General features: G+C 46.3%; 23 protein-coding genes. 6 read left to right on the forward strand and 17 right to left on the reverse strand.

The genetic code is table 11. The features are described 5' to 3' along the window. Positions 1 to 28 precede the first annotated feature (28 nt). Complete coding sequence (locus AC5YB1_RS00360; RefSeq protein WP_110459085.1) at positions 29 to 622, forward strand: phosphoheptose isomerase; 594 nt, start codon at positions 29 to 31, stop codon at positions 620 to 622. Further along, entirely contained in the window at positions 619 to 1,188 is a 570-nt protein-coding gene (gene dolP, locus AC5YB1_RS00365) for a division/outer membrane stress-associated lipid-binding lipoprotein (protein WP_475515541.1), read from the forward strand. The genes AC5YB1_RS00360 and dolP overlap by 4 nt, the downstream gene beginning before the upstream one ends. A 19-nt stretch (positions 1,189 to 1,207) precedes the next feature. Here the strand turns inward: dolP and AC5YB1_RS00370 are convergent, their stop codons facing one another. Continuing rightward, positions 1,208 to 2,080 carry a DMT family transporter gene (locus AC5YB1_RS00370; protein ID WP_475516897.1) on the reverse strand — a complete coding sequence of 291 codons (873 nt, stop codon included), beginning with the start codon at positions 2,078 to 2,080 and terminating at the stop codon, positions 1,208 to 1,210. Between the two features lie 132 nt (positions 2,081 to 2,212). On the opposite strand from AC5YB1_RS00370, the gene AC5YB1_RS00375 reads away from it, so the two are divergent. After that, a complete protein-coding gene (locus tag AC5YB1_RS00375) occupies positions 2,213 to 3,088 on the forward strand; it encodes a LysR substrate-binding domain-containing protein (protein ID WP_494520328.1) in 876 nt (291 codons plus the stop codon). 70 nt (positions 3,089 to 3,158) lie between these two features. Here AC5YB1_RS00375 and trpS read toward each other — a convergent pair whose 3' ends face one another. Genes trpS through rpe form a run of 3 tightly spaced genes read right to left on the reverse strand, consistent with a single transcriptional unit; the run spans position 3,159 to position 5,540 of the window. After that, positions 3,159 to 4,160: a tryptophan--tRNA ligase gene (gene trpS, locus AC5YB1_RS00380; RefSeq protein WP_475515539.1), complete on the reverse strand. Its 1,002-nt coding sequence runs from the start codon at positions 4,158 to 4,160 to the stop codon at positions 3,159 to 3,161. A gap of 4 nt (positions 4,161 to 4,164) precedes the next feature. Continuing rightward, entirely contained in the window at positions 4,165 to 4,863 is a 699-nt protein-coding gene (locus AC5YB1_RS00385) for a phosphoglycolate phosphatase (RefSeq protein ID WP_475515538.1), read from the reverse strand. After that, positions 4,860 to 5,540: a ribulose-phosphate 3-epimerase gene (gene rpe, locus AC5YB1_RS00390; protein ID WP_475515537.1), complete on the reverse strand. Its 681-nt coding sequence runs from the start codon at positions 5,538 to 5,540 to the stop codon at positions 4,860 to 4,862. Before rpe ends, AC5YB1_RS00385 begins: the two co-directional genes overlap by 4 nt. Before the next feature lie 214 nt (positions 5,541 to 5,754). On the opposite strand from rpe, the gene AC5YB1_RS00395 reads away from it, so the two are divergent. Both AC5YB1_RS00395 and AC5YB1_RS00400 read left to right on the forward strand, forming a co-directional pair. After that, a complete protein-coding gene (locus AC5YB1_RS00395; RefSeq protein WP_475515536.1) occupies positions 5,755 to 6,102 on the forward strand; it encodes a hypothetical protein in 348 nt (115 codons plus the stop codon). Next, complete coding sequence (locus tag AC5YB1_RS00400) at positions 6,065 to 6,286, forward strand: DUF2970 domain-containing protein (RefSeq protein WP_475515535.1); 222 nt, start codon at positions 6,065 to 6,067, stop codon at positions 6,284 to 6,286. The genes AC5YB1_RS00395 and AC5YB1_RS00400 overlap by 38 nt, the downstream gene beginning before the upstream one ends. Here AC5YB1_RS00400 and AC5YB1_RS00405 read toward each other — a convergent pair. The 9 genes from AC5YB1_RS00405 to AC5YB1_RS00445 all read right to left on the reverse strand — a co-directional run bounded on the left by AC5YB1_RS00405 (position 6,283) and on the right by AC5YB1_RS00445 (position 15,322). Further along, positions 6,283 to 7,122, reverse strand: coding sequence for a Dam family site-specific DNA-(adenine-N6)-methyltransferase (locus AC5YB1_RS00405; protein WP_475515534.1), 840 nt, complete (start codon positions 7,120 to 7,122; stop codon positions 6,283 to 6,285). The genes AC5YB1_RS00400 and AC5YB1_RS00405 overlap by 4 nt on opposite strands. Positions 7,123 to 7,174: 52 nt before the next feature. Next, positions 7,175 to 8,632, reverse strand: coding sequence for an AAA family ATPase (locus AC5YB1_RS00410; protein ID WP_494520329.1), 1,458 nt, complete (start codon positions 8,630 to 8,632; stop codon positions 7,175 to 7,177). A gap of 16 nt (positions 8,633 to 8,648) precedes the next feature. Further along, entirely contained in the window at positions 8,649 to 9,725 is a 1,077-nt protein-coding gene (gene aroB / locus AC5YB1_RS00415) for a 3-dehydroquinate synthase (RefSeq protein WP_475515532.1), read from the reverse strand. Positions 9,726 to 9,740: 15 nt separating this feature from the next. Continuing rightward, positions 9,741 to 10,256, reverse strand: coding sequence for a shikimate kinase AroK (aroK, locus tag AC5YB1_RS00420; protein WP_475515531.1), 516 nt, complete (start codon positions 10,254 to 10,256; stop codon positions 9,741 to 9,743). Between the two features lie 214 nt (positions 10,257 to 10,470). Then, the gene (locus tag AC5YB1_RS00425) at positions 10,471 to 12,522 is read right to left on the reverse strand and encodes a type IV pilus secretin PilQ (protein ID WP_494521553.1); all 2,052 of its coding nucleotides are present in this window, start codon (positions 12,520 to 12,522) and stop codon (positions 10,471 to 10,473) included. Between the two features lie 22 nt (positions 12,523 to 12,544). Next, positions 12,545 to 13,060 carry a pilus assembly protein PilP gene (locus AC5YB1_RS00430; protein ID WP_494520330.1) on the reverse strand — a complete coding sequence of 172 codons (516 nt, stop codon included), beginning with the start codon at positions 13,058 to 13,060 and terminating at the stop codon, positions 12,545 to 12,547. Continuing rightward, entirely contained in the window at positions 13,060 to 13,680 is a 621-nt protein-coding gene (locus AC5YB1_RS00435) for a type IV pilus inner membrane component PilO (protein WP_494520331.1), read from the reverse strand. The genes AC5YB1_RS00430 and AC5YB1_RS00435 overlap by 1 nt, the downstream gene beginning before the upstream one ends. Further along, positions 13,677 to 14,255, reverse strand: a complete 579-nt coding sequence (locus AC5YB1_RS00440; RefSeq protein WP_494520332.1) for a PilN domain-containing protein — start codon at positions 14,253 to 14,255, stop codon at positions 13,677 to 13,679. The genes AC5YB1_RS00435 and AC5YB1_RS00440 overlap by 4 nt, the downstream gene beginning before the upstream one ends. After that, on the reverse strand, positions 14,243 to 15,322 hold the full coding sequence (locus AC5YB1_RS00445; RefSeq protein ID WP_494520333.1) for a pilus assembly protein PilM: 1,080 nt from the start codon (positions 15,320 to 15,322) through the stop codon (positions 14,243 to 14,245). Before AC5YB1_RS00445 ends, AC5YB1_RS00440 begins: the two co-directional genes overlap by 13 nt. 185 nt (positions 15,323 to 15,507) lie before the next feature. Here AC5YB1_RS00445 and AC5YB1_RS00450 point away from each other — a divergent pair, with 185 nt between their 5' ends. Further along, positions 15,508 to 18,057, forward strand: coding sequence for a penicillin-binding protein 1A (locus AC5YB1_RS00450; protein ID WP_494520334.1), 2,550 nt, complete (start codon positions 15,508 to 15,510; stop codon positions 18,055 to 18,057). A 103-nt stretch (positions 18,058 to 18,160) separates the two neighbouring features. Here the strand turns inward: AC5YB1_RS00450 and argH are convergent, their stop codons facing one another. The 4 genes from argH to argB form a co-directional block, all read right to left on the reverse strand. Next, a complete protein-coding gene (argH, locus tag AC5YB1_RS00455; protein ID WP_494520335.1) occupies positions 18,161 to 19,525 on the reverse strand; it encodes an argininosuccinate lyase in 1,365 nt (454 codons plus the stop codon). Positions 19,526 to 19,597: 72 nt separating this feature from the next. After that, entirely contained in the window at positions 19,598 to 20,815 is a 1,218-nt protein-coding gene (locus AC5YB1_RS00460) for an argininosuccinate synthase (protein WP_494520336.1), read from the reverse strand. A gap of 64 nt (positions 20,816 to 20,879) precedes the next feature. Beyond that, on the reverse strand, positions 20,880 to 21,785 hold the full coding sequence (locus AC5YB1_RS00465) for an ornithine carbamoyltransferase (protein WP_494520337.1): 906 nt from the start codon (positions 21,783 to 21,785) through the stop codon (positions 20,880 to 20,882). Between the two features lie 47 nt (positions 21,786 to 21,832). After that, complete coding sequence (gene argB, locus AC5YB1_RS00470; RefSeq protein ID WP_110458996.1) at positions 21,833 to 22,618, reverse strand: acetylglutamate kinase; 786 nt, start codon at positions 22,616 to 22,618, stop codon at positions 21,833 to 21,835. Positions 22,619 to 22,632 lie beyond the last annotated feature (14 nt).

Here is a 22,632-nt window from a genome sequence, read left to right on the forward strand (position 1 = left end):
AGAGTTATTGTTTTTTAAGGACCTACCCATGTTAGAACGTATTAAAGATAGTTTTACTCACTCAATCCAAACCAAAATCGATGCTGCTGAAGCATTGCCTGAGTCGATTGAGAAAGCAGCTGAAATGATGGTGCAATGCCTATTAGGTGGCAACAAAATTCTAGCTTGTGGTAATGGTGGTAGCGCTGGTGATGCACAGCATTTCTCGGCCGAGCTGCTTAACCGTTATGAGATTGAGCGTCCACCGTTACCGGCTATCGCGTTAACCACTGACACCTCAACCATTACGGCTATCGGTAACGATTACAGCTATGACGAGATCTTTTCTAAGCAAATCTTAGCCCTAGGTCAACCTGGCGATATTCTACTGGCGATTTCAACCAGTGGTAATTCGGGTAACGTCATCAAGGCGATGGAAGCGGCGCTGAGCCGTGATATGACTATCGTGGCCCTAACAGGTAAAGATGGCGGCGCGATGGCAGGCCTGATGGGCACTAACGATGTTGAAGTACGTGTGCCCTCGAATGTGACCGCGCGTATCCAAGAGGTGCATTTATTGGTGATCCATTGCCTCTGCGACAATATCGATCGCACGCTATTCCCGCAGGACGAGCAAGCATGAGAGCTTGGCTCCCATTAATTGCTATTGCTTTACTGCTTCAAGGCTGCGCCGGTGCTGTAATGGTCGGTGCGGTTGGTGGTGCCATGATGGTCAACGATGAGCGGAGTTTTTCGACGCAAATCGATGACACCAATGCGGACTTCCAAATATCGAGCGCCCTAGGCGCCCACGATGATATTAAAAACCAAACTAATATTACCGGTATCGCCATGAATGGTAATGTGCTGGTTATCGGCCAAGCACCTAACTCTATGTTGCGTGACAAGGCGATTAATATCATCCAAGGGCTCAACCTAGGGGGTAAGATCCATAATCAGATCCGCATAGGTAACCCCACCTCTTTTACCACGCGCAGTAATGACACTTGGATCACCACCAAAGTCAAAACGCGTATGCTCAATGACAACGCACTCGATATTACCCGTATTAAGGTGATCACCGAAAACGGCGAGGTGTTTTTGCTTGGCGTCGTCAGTCGCGAGCAAGCCGATCTCGCGGTAGACATAGCCCGCAATACTGCTGGCGTGCGTAAAGTGATCAAAGTGCTCGAGACGCCTAGTACCTAATTGGCGCCAGGCATAATGGCTACAGTGAAGACAACGCCAGCTTTCGCTTAGCCAGTGCCAACTTAATTTGTGGAAAAATCAGCGATGGCAATACAATTAATGCCGCGCCAAACCAGCTGAGCCCATCGAGCCATTCATCAAACCACAGCCAGCCAAAAAAGATAGCAAATAACAAGCCACTGTATTCGGCCACCGCAATATCGCCCGCCTGTGCTCGGCGATACGCCAATACACAAAACAGCTGATACGCCAGCAAAAAGCCGTTACTTAATATTGCCACCCCTAACATTTGCCAGCTAAAACCAATAAACCCTGTTAACGCGGCAATTAAGGCCACCAGCGGTAGGCTGAGTAAGTTATATAGCATCACGGTAAGGCTTGCCGCTTCGGTGCTAGGCAGTTTACGCAGCGCTAATTGATTACCTGCAAACATCATGGCAGAAAACAGCACAGCTAATCCTGCCATGTTGAGCTCACTCGGACGTAATATGATCACTATGCCAATAAAGCCCAGCACAGCCACCATCACTTGCGTGCGCGTTAATTGCTCATTAAGAAACAGCATCCCCATGACAATGATCATTAACGGCGCCGAGTAAAACAGCGAGCCTACTGTGGCTAATGGCAACGACAATAATCCAACAATTAGACACAAACCACCAAGTGCACCACTGTTAGCACGTAAAATATGTAACTTAATAAACCGTGATTTTGGCCGGCCGGCATAGCACCATAACGGCAACATCATCACAATAGCCGTCATTTGTCGCAGCAGCAAAAACATCACCGCATTACTCTCTTCGGGCAACCACTTAACCGAAACATCGTATAACGCACTAAATACATTGCCTAAAACCAGCAGTCCAAGCCCAATCAAAATGTTTCGCTGCATTGGCGCCATCTCAACGTCATCTAATAATCGCTGCATCATAAGCAGCAAAAAACTAAAGCAGAAGTGATGATTTCTTTTAATAGATGAATTAAATTCATACATTGACCCAATGAGATCGCAAGAGGCACTTCAATGAGGAAAATTCCGCCGCTAAGGGCATTGCAGGTTTTTGAAGCCGCCGCGCGTCAGCAACATTTCTCCCGTGCGGCCGATGAGCTGTGCATTACCCAAAGCGCGGTGTCACATCAAATTCGGCTACTTGAAGAACATTTTGCGCAACCCTTGTTTAAGCGCGAAGGGCGCGCATTAAAACTCACCGACAAAGGGCAACGGCTCTACCAAGAAGCGGCGCGAATTTTTAATGAATTGAGTGTGCTTAATCAACAGATGATTGGTGAGCAGCAACAGGCATTACGGTTAGCGGTATACAGCTCATTTGCGGTGAAATGGTTGATCCCACGCCTAAGTGAATTTAGGCGTCATCAACCCGAAATTCAGATCCGCCTCGACATGGTCACCGACGATCCTGTGCTGTCCCATAGTGAAGCCGATATGTTTATTACCGGGCAAAAACAGCAAAAAGGCTACTGGCAACAACTGCTTCATCGAGAGCGCCTTATCCCGGTTTGCAGCCCCGACTTTGTCAATCAAGGGCAGACGCTGGATCTACCTTGGTTGGCCCAGCAACCTTTACTGACCGTTGATGAGGGACCGCTGGGGCTCGATTGGCAGCGTTGGTTAGCCCATCATCAGCTTGCCGTTACTCGCCATACTAAGCAGCACCTTTTTAGCCATGTGTTACTCGCCATTGAAGCGGCGATTGCAGGCCAAGGCGTGGCCTTAGCATCGGATTTTATGGTGGCCGACGATATTGCTCGCCACCGTCTCATCGCGCTGCCCTTTCCCAGCATAGATACTGGATTTGAGTTCAACTTTTTATGCAAACAACGCCGCGTCAAAGAACCTGCCATCGCCAGTTTTATTAATTGGCTCCTGCTGCAGCAATAGAACGTTTTCATTGGTGGCAATGCAAAAAGCCAGCTTAGCTGGCTTTTTAACACAAAATATTGGCTATCGATTAGACGATAAGGCCAATCTTTTCGTATACCTGCTTCAGCGTAACCTCGGCACGCGCTCGTGCTTTTTCAGCCCCTTCTTGCATCACTTGATTAAGGAAGGTTTGATCGGCTCTAAATTCGTGAAAACGCGCTTGTAGTGGCTCCAACATATTCACTACAGCTTCACCTGTGGCCACTTTTAAATGACCATACATCTTACCTTCAAACTCGGCTTCCAGACTGGCAATCGACTGGCCAGTACAGCCCGACATTAAACTCAGCAAGTTAGACACGCCTGGCTTAGCATCGACATCAAAACGCACCACTGGTGGCTCTTCACTATCGGTCATCGCTTTTTTGACTTTCTTCATGATCGCTTTAGGATCTTCAAGTAAGCCGATAACATTATTACGATTATCGTCAGACTTAGACATCTTCTTCAACGGATCTTGCAGCGACATCACCTTAGCCCCCGTTGCCGGAATAAAGGGCTCTGGTACCACAAAAGTATCGCCATAGGCATTATTAAAGCGAGTCGCAATATCACGCGTTAACTCTAAGTGCTGTTTCTGATCTTGGCCAACAGGCACTTCGTTGGCTTGATACAGCAAAATGTCGGCCGCCATCAATACGGGATAATCGAACAAACCTACGTTGATATTATTGGCATGTTTTTGTGACTTATCTTTGAACTGGGTCATTCGATTTAGCTCACCCATTTGGGTGTAGCAGTTTAACGCCCAGCTTAATTGCGTATGCTGAGGAACCTGAGACTGTAAAAAGACGGTGCTCTTTTTAGGATCGATACCGCAGGCCAAATAGATGGCTAGCGTGTCTAGACAGGCTTCACGTAATTTAATCGGATCTTGTCTAACGGTGATCGCATGGAGATCGACAACGCAATAAATACAGTCATGACTGTCTTGCATACCCACCCACTGACGCAGAGCACCCATGTAGTTACCAATACTCAGCTCACCAGATGGTTGAGCACCACTAAACACGATAGGTTTTGCAGTCATTCGTTTATTGCTCCGTTGATTCAGCAGTTAAGTTAATTAATGCTGTTATTTCACTAAATTGTTCACATACGGCGCTTGGACCGCTGAGCCCGATATCTTCACCGTAGTTATACCCATAGGTCAAGCCGATTGAGGCAATACCCGCCGCTTTGGCCGCTAAAATGTCGTTTTTAGAGTCGCCCACCATTAAAAGCTGCTCTGGTGTTAACTGCCACTGGGTTAATAGGTGAGTTAACGGCATAGGATCGGGTTTCATTTTGGCTAACGAGTCACCGCCCAGCACTAGGCTAAAGAACTCGGCAATGTCGAAGGCCTCGAGTAAGGGCATGGTAAAACGATAAGGCTTATTCGTGACCACAGCCAAGCGATATCCGGCGGCATGCAGCTGCTGTAATACCGGCTTAACACCGTCATACAATTTACTGTGTTGCTGTAAATTGGCTTGATAATGGCGCATAAACAGCGGCATAGCATCGGCTAATTCGGCCGCATCTATCACCCTATCATGGGCAAAGCTGAGTGCTCGCTCGGCTAACTTTTCGGCACCATTGCCCACCCACGAACGTACCTGTGGCTCACTACAGCTAGGCAGATTTAGCTCTGCCAGCATGGCATTGGTGGCGGCTGCAAGATCAGGCACACTGTCGATGAGCGTACCGTCTAGATCAAAGGCTATTGCCTTAATTTGCTTTGCATGGATCATGACTTAACCTCTGTTTTCGCCAGTTCTACGCGCATCTCATCAATGACCGCTTTATAATCTGGTTGGCTAAAAATCGCCGAGCCCGCCACAAACATATCGGCGCCAGCGGCAGCAATTTCGGCAATGTTGTCGACCTTAACGCCGCCATCGACTTCGAGACGAATATCAAAGCCACTGGCGTCGATGCGCTGACGCACTTGACGTAATTTGTCCAGTGTTGATGGAATAAACGACTGACCGCCAAATCCAGGGTTAACTGACATCAATAAAATCACATCCAGCTTATCCATCACATGATCAAGATAATGCAGTGGCGTACCAGGATTAAACACCAGCCCAGCCTTACAGCCCGCCTCTTTAATTAACTGTAAGCTTCTATCGATATGCTCTGAGGCTTCTGGGTGAAAGGTGATGATCGACGCACCAGCGTCAGCAAAGTCCGGAATAATACGATCCACAGGCTTAACCATTAGGTGCACATCTATATCGGCCGTGACACCATAGTCACGCAGCGCCTTACACACCATAGGACCTATGGTTAGGTTAGGTACGTAATGATTGTCCATCACATCAAAGTGAACGACATCGGCACCCGCACTGAGCACGGCATCAACATCTTCCCCAAGGCGGGCAAAATCGGCAGAAAGAATCGAGGGAGCAATTAAAAATGGACGCATGGTTAACTCACTAGTGTGGATAATAAATACGCTATTCTACCTCAATGCCTTACTGCCTCTCTAGGGCTTTAGTGGCATTAAATGTGCTCAAACTCAGAAATGAGTGCTTTTATTCAGGCCGCTTGAACGCCTGTGGAAATAGATGTTCAAAATATAAACGGCTTTGCTATAATGTTGCCAATTGTTATATTTACGTGCGATACAGGATGTAGACATGAATAATAAGCTAAAACTGTCGGGCAACCTTAAGTCAGCAGGACTGCTGGCGTTTACAGCATTTGCTGTCGGGGTTGTAACCGTAAACGTTAAGGGGAATATCCAGAGCACTAACTCATCGACCTGTGAACATGATAGCAATACCGCTTATAACTCGGCATTACCTGCAAGTCACCCGGCTAATCGCTGTCCGCAACCATCGGATAATGTTAGCTGGATAAATTGGTTAACAGGTAACAGCCGCTCGAGTCAGTTCCATTTTGTCGACCTACTAGAATTACTCCATGGCCATAAAAGCAGCCCGATGGATGACATTAATCCCACGAGCCCAAAAAATCGCTACTAAAAGGCGCTCCCTCATCCAACTACTATTTAGCACTTTAGCTGCTTTTTTTGGCGTGCAAACCGAGCATAACCGCCAGCGAGACTTTCAATCTCACTCTGCTATCCCCTATCTTATCATGGGGATAATTTTAGCCATTGGCTTGGTGATAGGCTTAATCGTTATTGTTAATCTGGTACTGACTTAATCGTTTTCGCTATGATATCTATCATCATATAGCGCCATCAACTCATCCACTTTTTTACGCCCACTGCCATTTTGGCTAATGTTACGTTGCACCTGAATGGTATCGAAACGGGCACCGTGATAGAGCTCGCGGGTTAATGGAATGTCATGATTACTAATTAACACGGGAATACCACGATCAATCGCGGTGTGCCGCGCCTTTCGGGCCAGTAATGCCTGATCATCTAAGCTAAAACCTGAGCCCACATAGGTGGTAAAACTGGCTGTCGTCGATAATGGCGCATACGGCGGATCGCAATAAACAACGTCACCACTTTGGGTAAAGCTGAACGCCTCTTCGTATCCGATACAGCGAAACTCCGCCTGCTGAGCTTTTTCGGCAAACGCCATGATCTCATCGTGAGGGAAGTAGGGTCTTTTATATGAGCCAAAAGGCACATTAAAGCCGCCTTTCTTATTGTAGCGGCACAAACCATTAAAGCCGTGACGATTCATATAGAGAAAATAGACCGAACGTAAAAATGGATCGCTTACCTGATTAAATTCGCTGCGAACTTGGTAATAGACTTGTTTGTCATTCTTAGCATCGACAAACATTGCCTTAGCCGCCCGAATGTACTTTTCAGGGGTGGCTTGCACGATTTTGTACAGGTTAATCAAGTCATGATTAATATCGCATAGCAGGTACTGCTGGTAATCAGTATTGAGAAATACTGAACCAGCACCGACAAAAGGTTCGACTAATCGGTCGCCTTGGGGAAGGTGTTGCGTGAGAGCATCAACCAGCTTAAATTTTCCACCAGCCCACTTAAGAAAGGCCCTTTGCTTTTTAATCATCTAAATCGATTGAATGCGCCATGAAAACAAGGTGCCGATTGTACTCTGTTTATTATTGAATTTCACGAGTCGGGAGCCGTTGTTGTAACTCATATTGAGATAAATCACTCCACACTCGCAACCAAGGTGGTGCAACTCCTAATTCATTTTGTAAACGCAGGGCTGCTGCCATTGCCTGTTCACGAGAGTTATAACGCCCGTATAGCACGACCCAGCGCTGCTTATAGCGTGCTACTTTGATATTATCTGAGCCATCAAGCTGTGCAATCACTTCATTGAGTGACTTGAGCTTTTTAACACTGGCTAGTTGTAATGTGTAGCCCACCTGTGGCATTTGGTTGTTTAATGCACCGCTATTATTCTGGCTCGACTCAACCTCTGGCTGTGGCTGTAGCGCTGGTGTTGCCACTGCAGCAGCATCATTTTTGACAGCAAAAACCTCCACCTTATCATTATGCAGCTGCATCTCCGCCCTATCGCTACTGATGGTTTCAAACTGCCCCACTTCACTATATTCGGCCTCTACGACATCACTTAACGGATTTTCCACGCTCTGCTCAGCAGCTATCACGGCATCATGCCGCAAGGGCACGACCACTATCGACCCTTCAACAATCACCTCAGCATGAGGCACTTGCGAGCCTGAAAAATAGCGGGCTAACAACGCCTCACCATAAGCGATATTAGCGCTTCTTGCACGAACGGAGGCGACAGTATCTTGTTGAGGTAAGACTGGTGGCTCAACATCCGGTAGCATGTAAACATACCCAGCAACGACAATGATACCAGCCAACAGTATCAGTAGCGCCGGCTTAAGCCAGCCTCTTTTAACTTGGGGGTCAGGCTCGCCATCAAGCGCAAGTGACAGTAACGTCACCACCTCACTCGGTAAACCTCGCTGCTGTTGCAGTTGGTCTTTAACAATATCTCTGGGGGTAAACGTGGTTTGCTCACTGCGCTGCAACAAGGTGTAATAGAGTGCCTCGCGCTCGGCATAGGTTAACGGCTCGATCACCATGGGAAGTAACAGTTGATGTTGACTCTCTGGCAGTTGTGCTAATAATTGGCCTAAAAATACATTGGGGGCGGTAAGTGTTACCGAAAGGCTTTTACCCACCAACTGCATTTGGCTTAACACTATGCATTCGGCCCAAATATCCAGCGGGAGATGGTGAGCATCATCGAGCACTATATGGCTCTGAGTCGGTAAAGCTTGTGCTAAATCTAGCAGGGTTTCTGGCAGTGGCAACTCATCATCGAAAACAGGTTCTGACAATAACTGCACCAAGATTTTACGACGAATTTCAGCGCAATCGGCGTGCTGCGGGCACGTAACCAAGGCGGAACTAACCCCATCGAGTGCATCGACAAGCGCTGTGACTATGGTGGTTTTACCTGCACCATCATCACCTGTTAATACGGTCAACTGCTGACCATATAAGATCACGTGCTGCAAACGATGCAGCAAGGATTCTTGGCTAGGTAATAATATCGAAGCTTGAAATGTCACAAGATCACCACACAAGTTAAGCGCGGCAAAGGATCTCTTCTAACAGAGGCTCAGGAACGTTAGCATAAATCCCCGCTTGGCCTAGGCCTTCGGGTAACACTAACCTAAGCTTGCCTTGAAGCACTTTTTTATCACGACGCATATGCTTAATAAACTGTTCAAAACCCATGCAATTAGGCGCCTGAGTCGGTAGATCGAAAGCAGTAAAGAGTGTTGTAATTCTCTCAACAACACTTTGTTCGATCAGATCCATTTTACAAGCCGTTTGAGCAGCAAGCACAGTACCGGCAGCAACCGCTTCACCATGCAGCCAAACACCGTAACCCATTTCAGCCTCAATGGCATGGCCGAAGGTGTGGCCGAGATTGAGCAAGGCTCGCACCCCTTGTTCGGTTTCATCTTGTGCGACAACATCTGCTTTTATCTGGCAGCAACGGGCAATCGCATATTGTAAGGCCGATTCATCTAACCGCTGCAGCGCCGCGACATTATCTTCAAGCCAACAGAAAAAAGCCTGATCCCAAATGATACCGTACTTAATCACCTCCGCCATACCTGCAGCAAATTCTCTCGCCGGTAGCGTGTGTAAACATTGTGTATCTATGACCACTAATTGCGGTTGATAAAACGCGCCAATCATATTTTTCCCTAAGGGATGATTAACTGCCGTTTTGCCGCCAACAGAAGAGTCAACTTGAGATAATAATGTCGTCGGTATTTGAATGAAGTCGACTCCGCGTTGATAACAAGCCGCTGCAAAACCGGTCATATCACCGATAACGCCGCCACCCAGCGCGATAAGCACAGTATCTCGCCCCATGTTCTGCGACAGCAGTGAGGTCAAGATATCATCCATTCTTGTTAATGTTTTGTACTGTTCACCGTCAGGTAAGATGACCGGCGTAGCACATTGAAAAGGAGTCAATAGCGCCTGTACCCTTTCAAGGTACAGGGGCGCTACTGTATCATTGCTGACGATAAGCACTTTTTTGTTCTGGAGGTGCGGCTCAAATAATTCGAGCTTCTCCAGCAGATTCGGGCCAATATAAATCGGGTAACTACGTACACCAAGTTCAACCTGAATCCGTTCCATGCTACCGCCTAATGATTAAAAACCTAACTGTTCAATAATTTGATTGGCAACCACTTTTGCACTTTGTTCATCGGTTTTGACGATGATATCAGCAATCTCTTCGTAAAGAGGGTTGCGCGTTTCAGCAAGTTTTTCTAACACTTCACGAGGGTCATCTACTTGTAGTAACGGACGACGCTTATCTCGTTGCGTACGCGCAACTTGCTTGTCGATAGTGGTCTCTAAATAGACCACTATGCCACGAGCAGAAAGATTGTTGCGAATATCTTTACTCTCGATTGATCCGCCGCCAGTTGCTAAAACAATACCTTGTTTTTCAGTTAAGTCAGCGACAACTTGTGTTTCGCGACGACGAAAACCCTCTTCGCCCTCAACGTCAAATACCCACGCAATATCCGCACCAGTGCGGTTTTCAATTTCTTGATCTGAATCGTGGAATTCTAAATGGAGCATCTGCGCCAGATGACGACCTATAGTGCTTTTACCAGCCCCCATAGGACCTACTAGGAAAATATTACGTTTTTCAGCCATTGCTTTACGTCTGAATCTTATATGAAGTTTGCCTACGCCAACCAGAAAATCAGGTCGACCTTAAATGTTACCTTGCTCTAATGAGACTTGACCATGGATTATCTCAGTTATCCCACCTCAAAGGCAAGTGATGCGAGTAAATTCTATGAAATTATACCCACCTATAAAAAAACCAGCGTCTACACGCTGGCTTTTTTGCCATAAGCATCAAAGCTTAAAGTTCTTCTGAAATGATTTTTGGCGTTACGAAAATGAGCAACTCTTGACGTTCATTTTTATCAGAAGTATTCCTAAACAGATAGCCCACGAAAGGAATATCACCCAATACTGGTACCTTACTGACGCGATTGATCAGTTGTTGCTGGTAAATGCCGCCGAGCACAATCGTCTCGCCATGATCCACTAGCACTTGAGTACCAATACGTTGAGTATCAATAGAAACAGCCTGCCCAAGCGGAGTATCCACCACTTTACCCTGTGAATCCTGTGTAATTTCAAGATCCAAAATAACTCGGTTGTCCGGGGTAATTTGCGGTGTTACTCGTAGCGATAACACTGCCTTCTTAAACTGCACCGTTGCTGCACCGCTAGAAGCCGACTCCACATAAGGGATCTCAACACCTTGCTCAATATAAGCCGCCTTTTGATTAGAGGTCATAATGCGCGGACTGGCGATGATCTCACCTTTGCTTTCCTGCTCAAGTGCGCTTAACTCCAGATCCAGTAAGGTTCCATCGGCTAACTTAGCCACATGAAATGCAATACTAGCGGGGTTGGATGCGGCAGCAGGTAGGTTAACATTAAGACGATCACCAATATCAGGCACAATACCGTTAGCGATATCATTGGCGCCACCTAAACTACCTGAAGTGCCTTTGCTGCCCTGTTGATCGGTAATACCCCAACGAATTCCTAAGTCTTCCGATACATCATCTTTCACCGTAACCATACGCGATTCAATCAAAACCTGACGAATGGGAATGTCTAATACCTCAATTAAACGGTGAATATTTTCTAAACTTTCTTCGGTGTCTTTAACCAATAAGGTATTGGTTCGTTCATCGACTGCAACCGTACCGCGTGCAGACAATAAGCTCGACGTTTCTCCTTTCAACAAGGCGGCAATGTCGAGCGCTTTAGCATAATTAACCTGTAAATATTCAGAGTAAAGCGGAGCAAGCTCCTTCACTTCCTGCATATTCTTAAGCTCTTGGCTTTCGCGTATTGCCATCTCCTCGGCTGGTGCAACCATCAAAATATTGCCTTCGATGCGCTTATCTAGCCCTTTAGTTTGTAGAATTAAATCTAAAGCTTGGTCCCATGGCACATCATCGAGTCTAAGGGTAATGTCCCCCTCAACGGTATCGCTAGTGACTAGGTTAAAGTTGTTATAGTCGGCAATGATTTGCAGCACGGTACGTACCGAAATACTCTGAAAGTTAAGTGACAGCGAGCGTCCCTCATACTTCTTTTCTTCTTTTACGACATTCGCCCTTACTGCCTTATTTACACTTAAGCGAAATAGCTCGCCCTCCTGCTTATAATCAAAATCATATTGACCTTCAATATTGATGAGTAAGCGGGTGGTAAGTTCTTCTTTAAAAGTTTCAAAACTTCTAACTGGAGTGGCAAAGTCTTGTACATCCATGACATATAACAGGTCTGAGCCAATATCCGTGTTATATAATTTGAGTTCTAATTTGGCTCCAATCTGTTCAACATTGGCGGCAACTGAGGCGTTATTCAGTTTGATCAATAACTCGCCACCGCCTTCAGTCGTGCGACGAAAATCAATGTTTTTTACACCATTAACAAATGGATTAACCGAGCTTTCACTGCGATCGACAACTTCATCATTAATCGTTAATCTATAGATATTGCCAAGCACTTTACCTTGGTACGCCTTTACCTTAGTTAAGTCCACCAGCACATTCAGCCTGTCGCTATTTTGAGATGTTGACACTGCTTTGACGCCGACATTATCGACGGGTAATCGCGATTTTTCTAAACCAGATAAACTGTCATCAAATCCCAAAATAATTTGGGCGGGTGACGCATTGAGATTAATCTCTGGCTCTGCGACATTCTCTTCAAATATCAACTGTAGCTCTAGCTGGTGATCAACGACCGAGTGGTATTTAACATCCACTAAGCGGTTTGCAGCTGAAGAATACGGTGCCACACCTAATATTAACGCTAGCCCTAAGGCCGCCTTAATTAAAGGTGACATTGTTAGTAATGCATGTTTCGCGGCAGAAGACTCCATCATTCCCCTCATCCTTCGCTTGTTATTCACCAGTCAGCTCCATGTTGCTTAATCTTTCAGCCCAGCAACCTGAACCATCTGGAATTAGTTCTATTATTTCGACTGTTTGCGGTGTTACTTTAGCAATTCGTCCGTGATACAACCCTAAATACTCACCGAGACCTAATCGATAAACACTACCATCGTTTGTTTCTATTAATGCCCAAATCGTTTCCTTTTCACTTAACGTACCACGCATTTTTAAATTATCTAACGCATAAGTTTCTAATCGCCCTTTACGACGCTTTAAATCGGGTTGAAGGCAATCTTTTGTCGTATCGATCACCTCTTCAGTTAATTCACGTGATGGTGGCACAAAAGGACTGCGCATCAAATGAGCTTGATATACGAAATGTTCAAATGTCGGCGGTTGTTTTAATGGTGGAACATAAGCAACATGCTGCGCCTTAGTGGTAGTAACAAACTCCTCTAAATCGCTGCGATCTCCCATACAACCTGTTAAAGCAATAATTAATACTAACCAGGGTAGCAGTTTCATTACTTAGCCCCCTTGGCATTTTTATCTTTGGGTAACTGAGCGCCTTCTTTAAAGCGATAGGTCTTGGCTAATATCTCCATAGCTAGCAGACCCTGATCACTCCGCTTAATCACAAAGTCATGCAAGCTCACGATGCGAGGTAGTTTGGCGACATCACTCACTAGCTGTCCCATCTCATGATAATCACCAGTGACCGACATGCTGATAGGAAATTCAATATAGAAATCACGCTGGATCTCTTCTTGCCATTCGAGGCTTTCTATCCCCAGACCTGAATCGGTAGCAACAAACGTCAGATCGTCTAACAGTCCTGGCATTTCATTTTGCGAGGGTAACATTTTAAGTAATTCTGCAAACTGAATTTCCATTTCGGTAAGTTGATCACGATATAACTTGAGGTTAGCCGCTAGTTGATATTTCGCTTTGAAATCATCACGCAGTGTGATCTCTTTATCTTGTTCCCGGTTTAACGTATCAATGGCATCTGAAATAAATAAGAAGTAACTGGCAATAAAAATCAGAATCGCCAATAACGTTGCAAAAACCACCTTAACCTGAGTTGGCCAACCCCCAATATTTTCAAAGTCGAGATCGTTAAATTCACTCAGATCGAGTTTCATTTGCTGGCTCCTTGGGCAGTACTATTTTCTGCACTCTCGTCACTAATAGAAACACGTAAACTGAATCGTTGTAACTGACGCATCGCTTCATTTTGAGCAACAATAGACTGCATATTGGGATCATGTAGCCACAGTGATGTTTTAACTTTACGCATCATATTAGCCACATTGTTATTAGATTCACTCCGCCCCTCTATCCATAGCAAGCTGCCTTTCTTTTCGATACTTGATAGGTATATTCCGGGGGGAACAATGCGCACGAGTTCATCTAACACGTGAGTGGGTAGATTTCGAGCCTGTTGCAAATTAAGAATAATCTCGGTGCGACGTTCGATATCTTTTTTGCGCTCGCGAATTTTCTTGATTTCAGCAATCTGCTTTTCTAATAACTGAATTTCAGATTGCAAATAGGCATTCCTGCCACGCTGCTCTTCGGTCATCATATCCACGACCATTAATGCGGCATAAACCAATAGCGAGGCTGCAATAAACACCGCTACTAATATGCCCAAATAATCACGCTTTTGTTTTTCTCGCGCTTCTTCTCGCCATGGAAGTAAGTTTATGTTCGCCATTCAGAATAACTCCTAAGCGCTAAACCACACGCAACCATATATTTATTAATTGTTGGCTGCAGGCGAGCTTTTATTTCTTCATCGGCATGTAAACATCCAGAAAAGGGATCGGCAATAATGCTTTGCACACCCAATTCATTGGTCAGCAAGCTTGCCATTCCTTCAAGTTTCGAAGTGCCACCACATAAAACAATATAATCGACTTTATCTTTACCACTGGAGGTACAATATATTTGCAGCGTACGTTTAATCTGTTGCAGCAACTGGTTCTGAAAGGGCGATAACACTTCAAACATATAATTGCGCGGCAGGGAACCAGCTACTTTCGCGGTTTCAGCCTGCTCATGAGACATGCCATAAAAAGATAGAATCGATTGGGTAAAGTGCTCGCCACCAAATGCTTGTTCGCGAATAAAGGTAGTTTCTCCACCTTCAACCACTGAAAAAGTCGTCATGTTGGCACCAATATCGACGAGTGCAACGACTTTATCTTTACCACCGTCAGGAAGTTGTGCCGCAACTAATTCAAAAGCGCGCCCCAATGCATAACCTTCAATATCGACGACTTTAGCTTCGAGATTAATGTCATCCAAACTATCGACTCTAGCATCAATATTTTCAGTGCGACATGCGCTGAGTAGCACATCGACTTTTGAAGGATCGGTGCTATTCACATTGAGTGTTTCAAAATCGATGCTGACCTCATCGAGTGAATAAGGAATTAAGTTATCGGCTTCAATTTCAATTTGAGTTTCCATCTCCTCTTCGCTCAGCGAAGCGTCCATGTAAATAACTTTGGTCATAACAGCCGAACCCGACACGGCAACTGCCGCATATTTAACCGATTTAGGCAATGCGCGCTTGATTAATTTAAGCGACTCTAAAACGGCGTCGGTATCACGTACTTCATGATCGGTTACCGCTCCCTTTTTGACAGGTACCGCCACATGACTCAAAATTTTATAACCATCAGCAGTCTTACTCAGCAGGATTGCTTTTATTTCGTGAGAACCAATATCGATACCCACCATCTGCGGAGCCTGACGCTTCCATAAATTTGAAAGCATATCCATCATCACTTTTTTGTTATAATTTCAGCAATTAGATTAGCACAAAATCAACTCGTTATAGCTATTTGTACAAAATGTTTGTCACTTTTACAATTGCCATTTTTTTGACAACCATTTTTGCTTCACCAATAGCCGCTCGCCTTATATACTGTTGTGCCTGCTCTATTTATTGGAATAATCTGGTGAAGTGGTTTAAACGAATTATTATCGCGCTATTTAGCCTCACTCTTTTAGGAGTAGGTGCTATTGCCGCCGCCTACTTTTATGTACTTCCCGATCTTCCCGATGTCACCACCCTTAAGACGGTAAAATTACAAACTCCGCTGCGCATTTACAGTGCCGATGGCAAGCTAATTTCACAGTTCGGTGAAAAGCGCCGCATTCCGGTGGAATACTCACAGGTCCCCCAGCAACTGATCAACGCGGTGCTCGATACCGAAGATGCTCGTTTCTTTGAACACAAAGGGATCGATCCTATCGGTATCATTCGCGCTGCCTTTATTTTGGCCACTACTGGTAAAAAGAGTCAAGGGGCAAGTACTATTACTCAGCAGGTTGCCCGGGGGTTTTTCTTATCCAGAGAAAAAACCTATATTCGTAAAATTAAAGAGATTTTTTTAGCCCTTAAAATTGAGAAAGCACTCAACAAAGAAGAGATCCTCACCCTCTATCTGAATCGCTCATTTTTAGGTAATCGCGCCTATGGCGTAGGTGCAGCGGCTCAAGTCTATTACGGCAAAGATCTCACGCAACTCACCTTACCAGAAATTGCCATGATTGCAGGTCTGCCACAGGCGCCATCCGCAGCTAACCCCATTCGCAATCCCGTTCGCGCCATCAATCGTCGTAACTGGGTACTTAGCCGTATGCTCGAAAAAAATAATATTACCGAACAGGAATACTTAGCGGCGATAGCGGCTCCTATTACTGCTGAATATCACGGCGCAGAAGTTGAGTTATACGCACCCTATATTTCTGAAATGGCACGCGATTATCTAGCTGATAAATATGGTGAAGAAGAAGCATATACTGGTGGCTATAACGTTTACACCACGATCGACTCAAGGCTACAACAGCTGGCGCAGCAAGCCTTAAGAAATAATGTTTACGCCTACGATGAACGCCACGGTTACCGCGGTGCGACCAAGGTACTGTGGCAGCCGAGCGCTGCTACACCAGCAAACGAAAGCATTATCGAGCAGCTCAAACAGACACAGGGCTTCCAAGGATTAGAACCCGCTGCCGTGCTCGAAGTGGCCGAACAACATGCCCAAGTACTTACCGCAGAGGGACAGACTATCACCCTCGAGTGGCAGGGATTAAAATGGGCGCGTAAGTTCATTAGCAACACTCGTCAAAGTCGCGCTCCTAAAGTGGCCAGCGAGATATTAAATGTCGGTGAGCAAATTTGGATCCGCCATGCCGATATCTGGCAGTTGTCTCAAATCCCCGAGGTGGCAAGCGCCATTGTCTCTCTTGATCCCCATAATGGTGCCATCAAAACATTAGTCGGTGGCTACAGTTTCCACACCAGCCAATACAATCGCGTGACCCAAGCTAAACGTCAACTGGGGTCTAACATTAAGCCGTTTATTTATACTGCCGCGCTAGAAAAAGGCTATACCCTCGCAACTTTGATTAATAACGCGCCCATTAATAACGCCGACATCCGTCAAGGCACCGCATGGCGACCTAAGAATTCCCCCGACAGATACACAGGCCCAACCCGTTTACGGGTAGGTCTAGCGCAATCCATTAACGTCATGTCTGTCAGAGCCATGCGTTATGCCGGCTTAGAGGAGACTATTGATACCTTAGTCCGTTTTGGTTTCGATAGAGAAGATATGCCCAAAAATGAATCGTTAGCATTGGGCTCGCCCTCGGTAACGCCATTGCAGGTGGTCACCGCATTTTCGGCCTTCGCTAATGGGGGGTATCGCGTCGAGCCCTATTATATCGACCATATTGATAACGCGTACGAACAAACTATTGAGCAGTCGAATCCGACTCTTGCCTGTACTCCCGAAATTGAGGAGGCGCCTAATGAAACGCAGCCAGCATTGATCACAGGTATAGATCTGGCCACCAATGCAGAGACGGCTAATGAATTATCACAAGCGGTAAGCGTAAATGGTTGCCCTATTGAAGCGCGTCATGCCGAGCGCATTATTTCAGAGCAAACCGCTTTCTTAATTACCGATGCACTCAAAAGTGTTATTTGGGGTGGGGGCGATTGGAGCAAAGGCACGGGTTGGAACGGCACCGCCTGGCGCGCCGCTCGCGTGGTTAATCGACGTGATATTGCCGGTAAAACTGGTACCACCAACGAATCTCGCGACACCTGGTTTAGTGGATTTAATCCAAAACTTGTCACCACGGTGTGGGTTGGTTTCGATGACCACAGCAAAGAACTGGGGCGCACCGCTTGGAATGCTAATGGCGCGAAAGATCAGATATCGGGCGCCGAAGCCGGCGCAAAAACCGCAGGGCCGGCCTGGAACGAGTTTATGAAAAATGCCCTCGCCAATACCCCAGAAGAGCCATCGCAACCACCCAAGGGGATTGTTTCGGCGCGCATTGATTTAGCCACAGGTAAACTCAGCCGTAAAACTGACTATACCAGTGCATTTGAATACTTTATCAGCGGCACCGAGCCGACTGAAACGGCTACAGAGCCCCAGCAGCAAGATGACATCTTTATCGATGATGCCGTAGAAGAACTGTTCCAATAAGCGACATGAGTGAGCGACTACACCTCATTGAAGTCAGAATATTGACCATAAAAAAACCTGCCGCGGCAGGTTTTTTTTCACATAAATGTGATAACGATAACACTTATGCCTGCTTGGCACTCAGCGCCGCTTTGACTTGCGGTAATGCAGTGCCCCCTAAGGCTTCACGCTTAGCCAAGCATGAATCGATAGTCAGGCATTGATAAACATCTTGCTCTATCACGCTGGCAAAGGTCTGTAAGCTAGATAATGCAAAATCTTCAATCGGTTTTTGCTCAGCAATAGCGGCCACAACCACTTCACCGACGACATGGTGCGCCTCTCTAAAAGGCATCCCTTTAGCAACAAGATAGTCCGCTAGTTCAGTCGAGTTCGCATACCCTTGCTGCGCTGCTCTTAGGGTATTTTCACGATTCACCTTTAAACCAGACAACACCAACGCCGCCATCTCCAGACAAATAGACCAGCTATCCATCACATCAAATAGCCCTTCTTTGTCCTCTTGCATATCTTTATTGTAAGCCAGAGGAAGAGCCTTCATGGTGGTTAGAATCCCCATTAAGCTACCGTAAACTCGGCCAGTTTTGCCCCGTATTAACTCTAACGCGTCGGGGTTTTTCTTTTGCGGCATTAATGATGAGCCAGAAGTGACTTGATCATCTAACTCGATAAAACCCGCTTCTCCGCTATTGAAGAAGATTAAGTCTTCGGCCATACGGCTTAAGTGCATCATGCTGATCGACGCATCGCTACATAATTCAATTACATGGTCTCTATCAGAGACGGTGTCTAAACTGTTCAGGGTCGGTGATGCGAACCCTAATGATTTCGCCAGCGCGTAACGATCCATAGGATAAGCCGTACCCGCAAGTGCACCAGTGCCCAGTGGGCAAGTATCGGCGCGTGTTAACGCATCCTCTAAGCGGCTAATATCACGCTCGAACATCTCAACATAGGCTAAACACCAATGACCAAATGCCACGGGCTGAGCACGTTGAAGATGGGTGTAGCCCGGCATAACAGCATCGAGCTCACGTTCGGCTAAATCCAGTAAGGCGCTTCTAAGTTTACCCAGCAAAACTAATAGGCTTTGCCCCTCTTTTTTACACCATAACTTAAGATCGGTGGCCACCTGATCATTCCGAGAACGACCCGTATGCAATTTTTTACCTAAGTCGCCGACCTTGGCAATCAGTGATTGCTCGACGAAACTGTGAATATCTTCCGCTCCTGAGGCCAAAATTAATTCAGGCTTGTCGCTAACTTCATCGAGAAGCTGATTAAGCGCACTTTTTAGTTCAATACATTCAACATCAGTTAGAATACCAACCGAGGCGATAGCATCGGCCCATGCTATTGAGCCAACAATGTCTTCTTCGATCAAGCGATAGTCAACGGGCAACGAATCGTTAAAAAGTTTAAACAGTGCACTGCTCTCTTGGCTAAATCTTCCACCCCATAACGCCATCTCGATATCCTCTTAATACGGTAAAAATACAGGGGCGATAACTCGCCCCTTGCAAGCGGTAAACTCATTAAATTACTTAGCGTTTAATGCTCTAATGCGGCTAGCTAATGAATATAAACGAATGAAACCTTCAGCATCTTTCTGGTTATAAACGTCATCTTCACCAAAGGTGGCAAAGGCTTCTGAATATAGGCTATTGGGAGAACGCTTCTTCACTGCCTGTGCTTGCCCTTTATAGAGCTTAATCACCACTTCACCGTTAACCAGATTTGCCAGCGGCTGCGATGCCCCCAGCAGTGATTCACACAGCGGCGTAAACCAACGACCGTCATAAACCAAATGAGCCATTTGCGCGCCCACTTGCTCACGCCATTCACGGCTACTCTTATCTAGCACTAACTCTTCAATCGCCCGCAGCGCGGCAAACATCACAGTGCCACCAGGAGTTTCATAACAACCACGTGACTTCATTCCTACCAAACGGTTTTCGGTAATATCGATACGGCCTACACCGTGTGCCGCGGCAATGGTGTTAAGTGTCATGAGCGCCGCATACGGTGATAATGCTTCACCGTTAACCTTGGTGACTCGGCCAGCTTCCACTTCAATTGACACATATTCGGCTTCATTTGGGGCATCTTCTGGCGCCACTGTCATGGTCCAAACACCTTTACTTGGCTCGTTCCATGGGTCCTCTAGTTCACCACCTTCGTGAGAAATATGCCAAGCATTAGCGTCGCGGCTATAAATCTTAGTCGCCGACGCTGTGGTTTTAATATTTCGCTCGGCAAGGTAGTCGAGCAGATCTTCCCGGCTCACCATCTCCCACTCACGCCATGGTGCAATCACTTTCAGATCGGGAGCCAGTGCCGCGAAACAGCCTTCGAAACGCACTTGATCATTGCCCTTGCCCGTACAGCCATGGCATAAAGCATCGGCGCCAACTTTACGTGCCACTTCCACTTGAGCCTTGGCAATAATCGGTCTAGCCATAGAAGTACCCAGTAGATACGTCCCTTCATAAATGGCACCCGTGGCGATAGTAGGATAGATATAATCGGCCACCAGCTCTTCTTTTAAATCGACAATATGGCACTCTGATGCACCCGAAGCGATAGCCTTCTCATGCAATCCCTCAAGTTCTGCTTCACCCTGGCCGACATCGGCACAGAAAGCGATGATTTCGCAGTTATCGTAGGTCTCTTTTAACCAAGGGATAATTGCCGAGGTATCCAGGCCACCTGAGTAGGCCAATACCACTTTTTTTACTGCTGTTGTTTCGTTACCCATGACTCTTTCCTAATGATGTATTCATGAACGCTAAGGCATTCAACGGTGTTGTAGGGGAAATTAATTAACTTAATAGTGTCACTAATACGGCATTTTGTGCATGCATACGATTTTCGGCCTGCTGTAAAATCAATGATCCTTCGCCATCGACCACATCGGCAGTTACCTCTACGCCGCGGTAAGCTGGCAGGCAATGCATAAAATATTTTGCTCCTGCCTTTTGCATCATGGTGCTATTAACCTGATAAGGGCCAAATTTATCGTTAATGTCATCGAGGCTGGTGTTGTCGCCCATGGAGATCCAAGTATCGGTATAAATCGCATCGTGACCGGCAATCTTGTCAACATCGGTGGTTAACATTAACTCACCACCGTGAGCGGCTGCAATTTTTTGCGCTTCGAGTACAACCTTACCATCGGGAAAATGTCCCTGAGGACAGATAACCGTCATGGTGGCACCCAATAATGCCGCGCCGTACATCAAGGAGTGAGTCACATTGTTACCATCGCCAACATAAGCCAATTTAAGCTGACTCAAATCGTCAAATTGTTCTGCCAAGGTGAGGAAATCGGCTAAGCCCTGACAAGGGTGATACATATCCGATAAGGCATTAATTACAGGTACTGTACCGTGCTCGGCAAGCGCCTCAACGGTTGAATGTAAAAAGGTTCTCGCAACAATCGCATCGGCCCAGCAAGAGATGTTAGCGGCAAAATCTGACACGGGTTCGCGCTGGCCTAAGGCACCATTTTGTTGATCTAAGTAGACACTATGACCACCGAGTTTATTGATACCGATATCGAAGCTAACACGAGTGCGTAGTGAAGGCTTTTCAAATAACATCACCACACTCTTACCGTCTAATGCGGTGCGGTAGTCACCAGGATTCGCTTTGATCGTTTTAGCCAATGACAGTAATTCCACCAACTCTTGTTGGCTCAGCTCTTTAATCGATAATAGGTGGTTCATAACTCTACTCCTGAAAATAAAAATCCTTGGCGAATATTCAATTAAGGTTATTGCGGCAGTACTTGAGTACCGATGGCTTCACCTTGCACCAATGCCGCTAACTGAGCACTATCGCGCCATGAAGCAACCTGCACGGGTTGCCCCAACCACTGCGCCACTTCTAAAGCCGCTTCCACTTTAACTTTCATGCCTTTGTCGATAACACCTTGACGAGTCAACTCAGCAGCTTCGGCCTTATTCAAAGAGGTAATAAGCTGCCCTTTACCATCAAGTACGCCGCTCACATCAGACAGTAAAACTAATTTGCCATTAACCAATTTAGCTAAGACAGTTGCTGCCTGATCGGCATTGACATTTAATAGCTGACCTAAGTCATCCACAGCGATGGAGCTGACGATGGGCATCCAGCCTTGTGCCAAAATAAAATTCAGATAGGTCGCATCTTTTGGGCTAACTTCGCCGACAAATCCCAGCTGCTCATCCTTTATCTGCGCCGAGACAATACCGCCATCGGCTAGGCTCATGCCTACGCAGGTCACACCGGCTTTAACTGCCGCCGCCTGTAATATCTTGTTAGATGTCCCTGCTAACGCCCCCACGACTATCGGTACCTGCTCAGCTGGCGTAACCCGTAAACCGTCAAGCTTAACGGTTTGCATGCCATTGGCGGCCAATTGCTCATCCACCAAACAACCACCACCGTGCACCATAATGACAGCTTGTCCTGTCTTGATAATATTGGCTGCTGTGGTCATTAAGCGAGCCATTCCCATTTCGCACTGTAATAGCGCGCCACCGACTTTAAGTACTAAAGGTTGCTGTGAAGATATCATGGCTATTCTCTCGT

The sequence above is a fragment of the Shewanella sp. 433 genome (assembly GCF_059338565.1).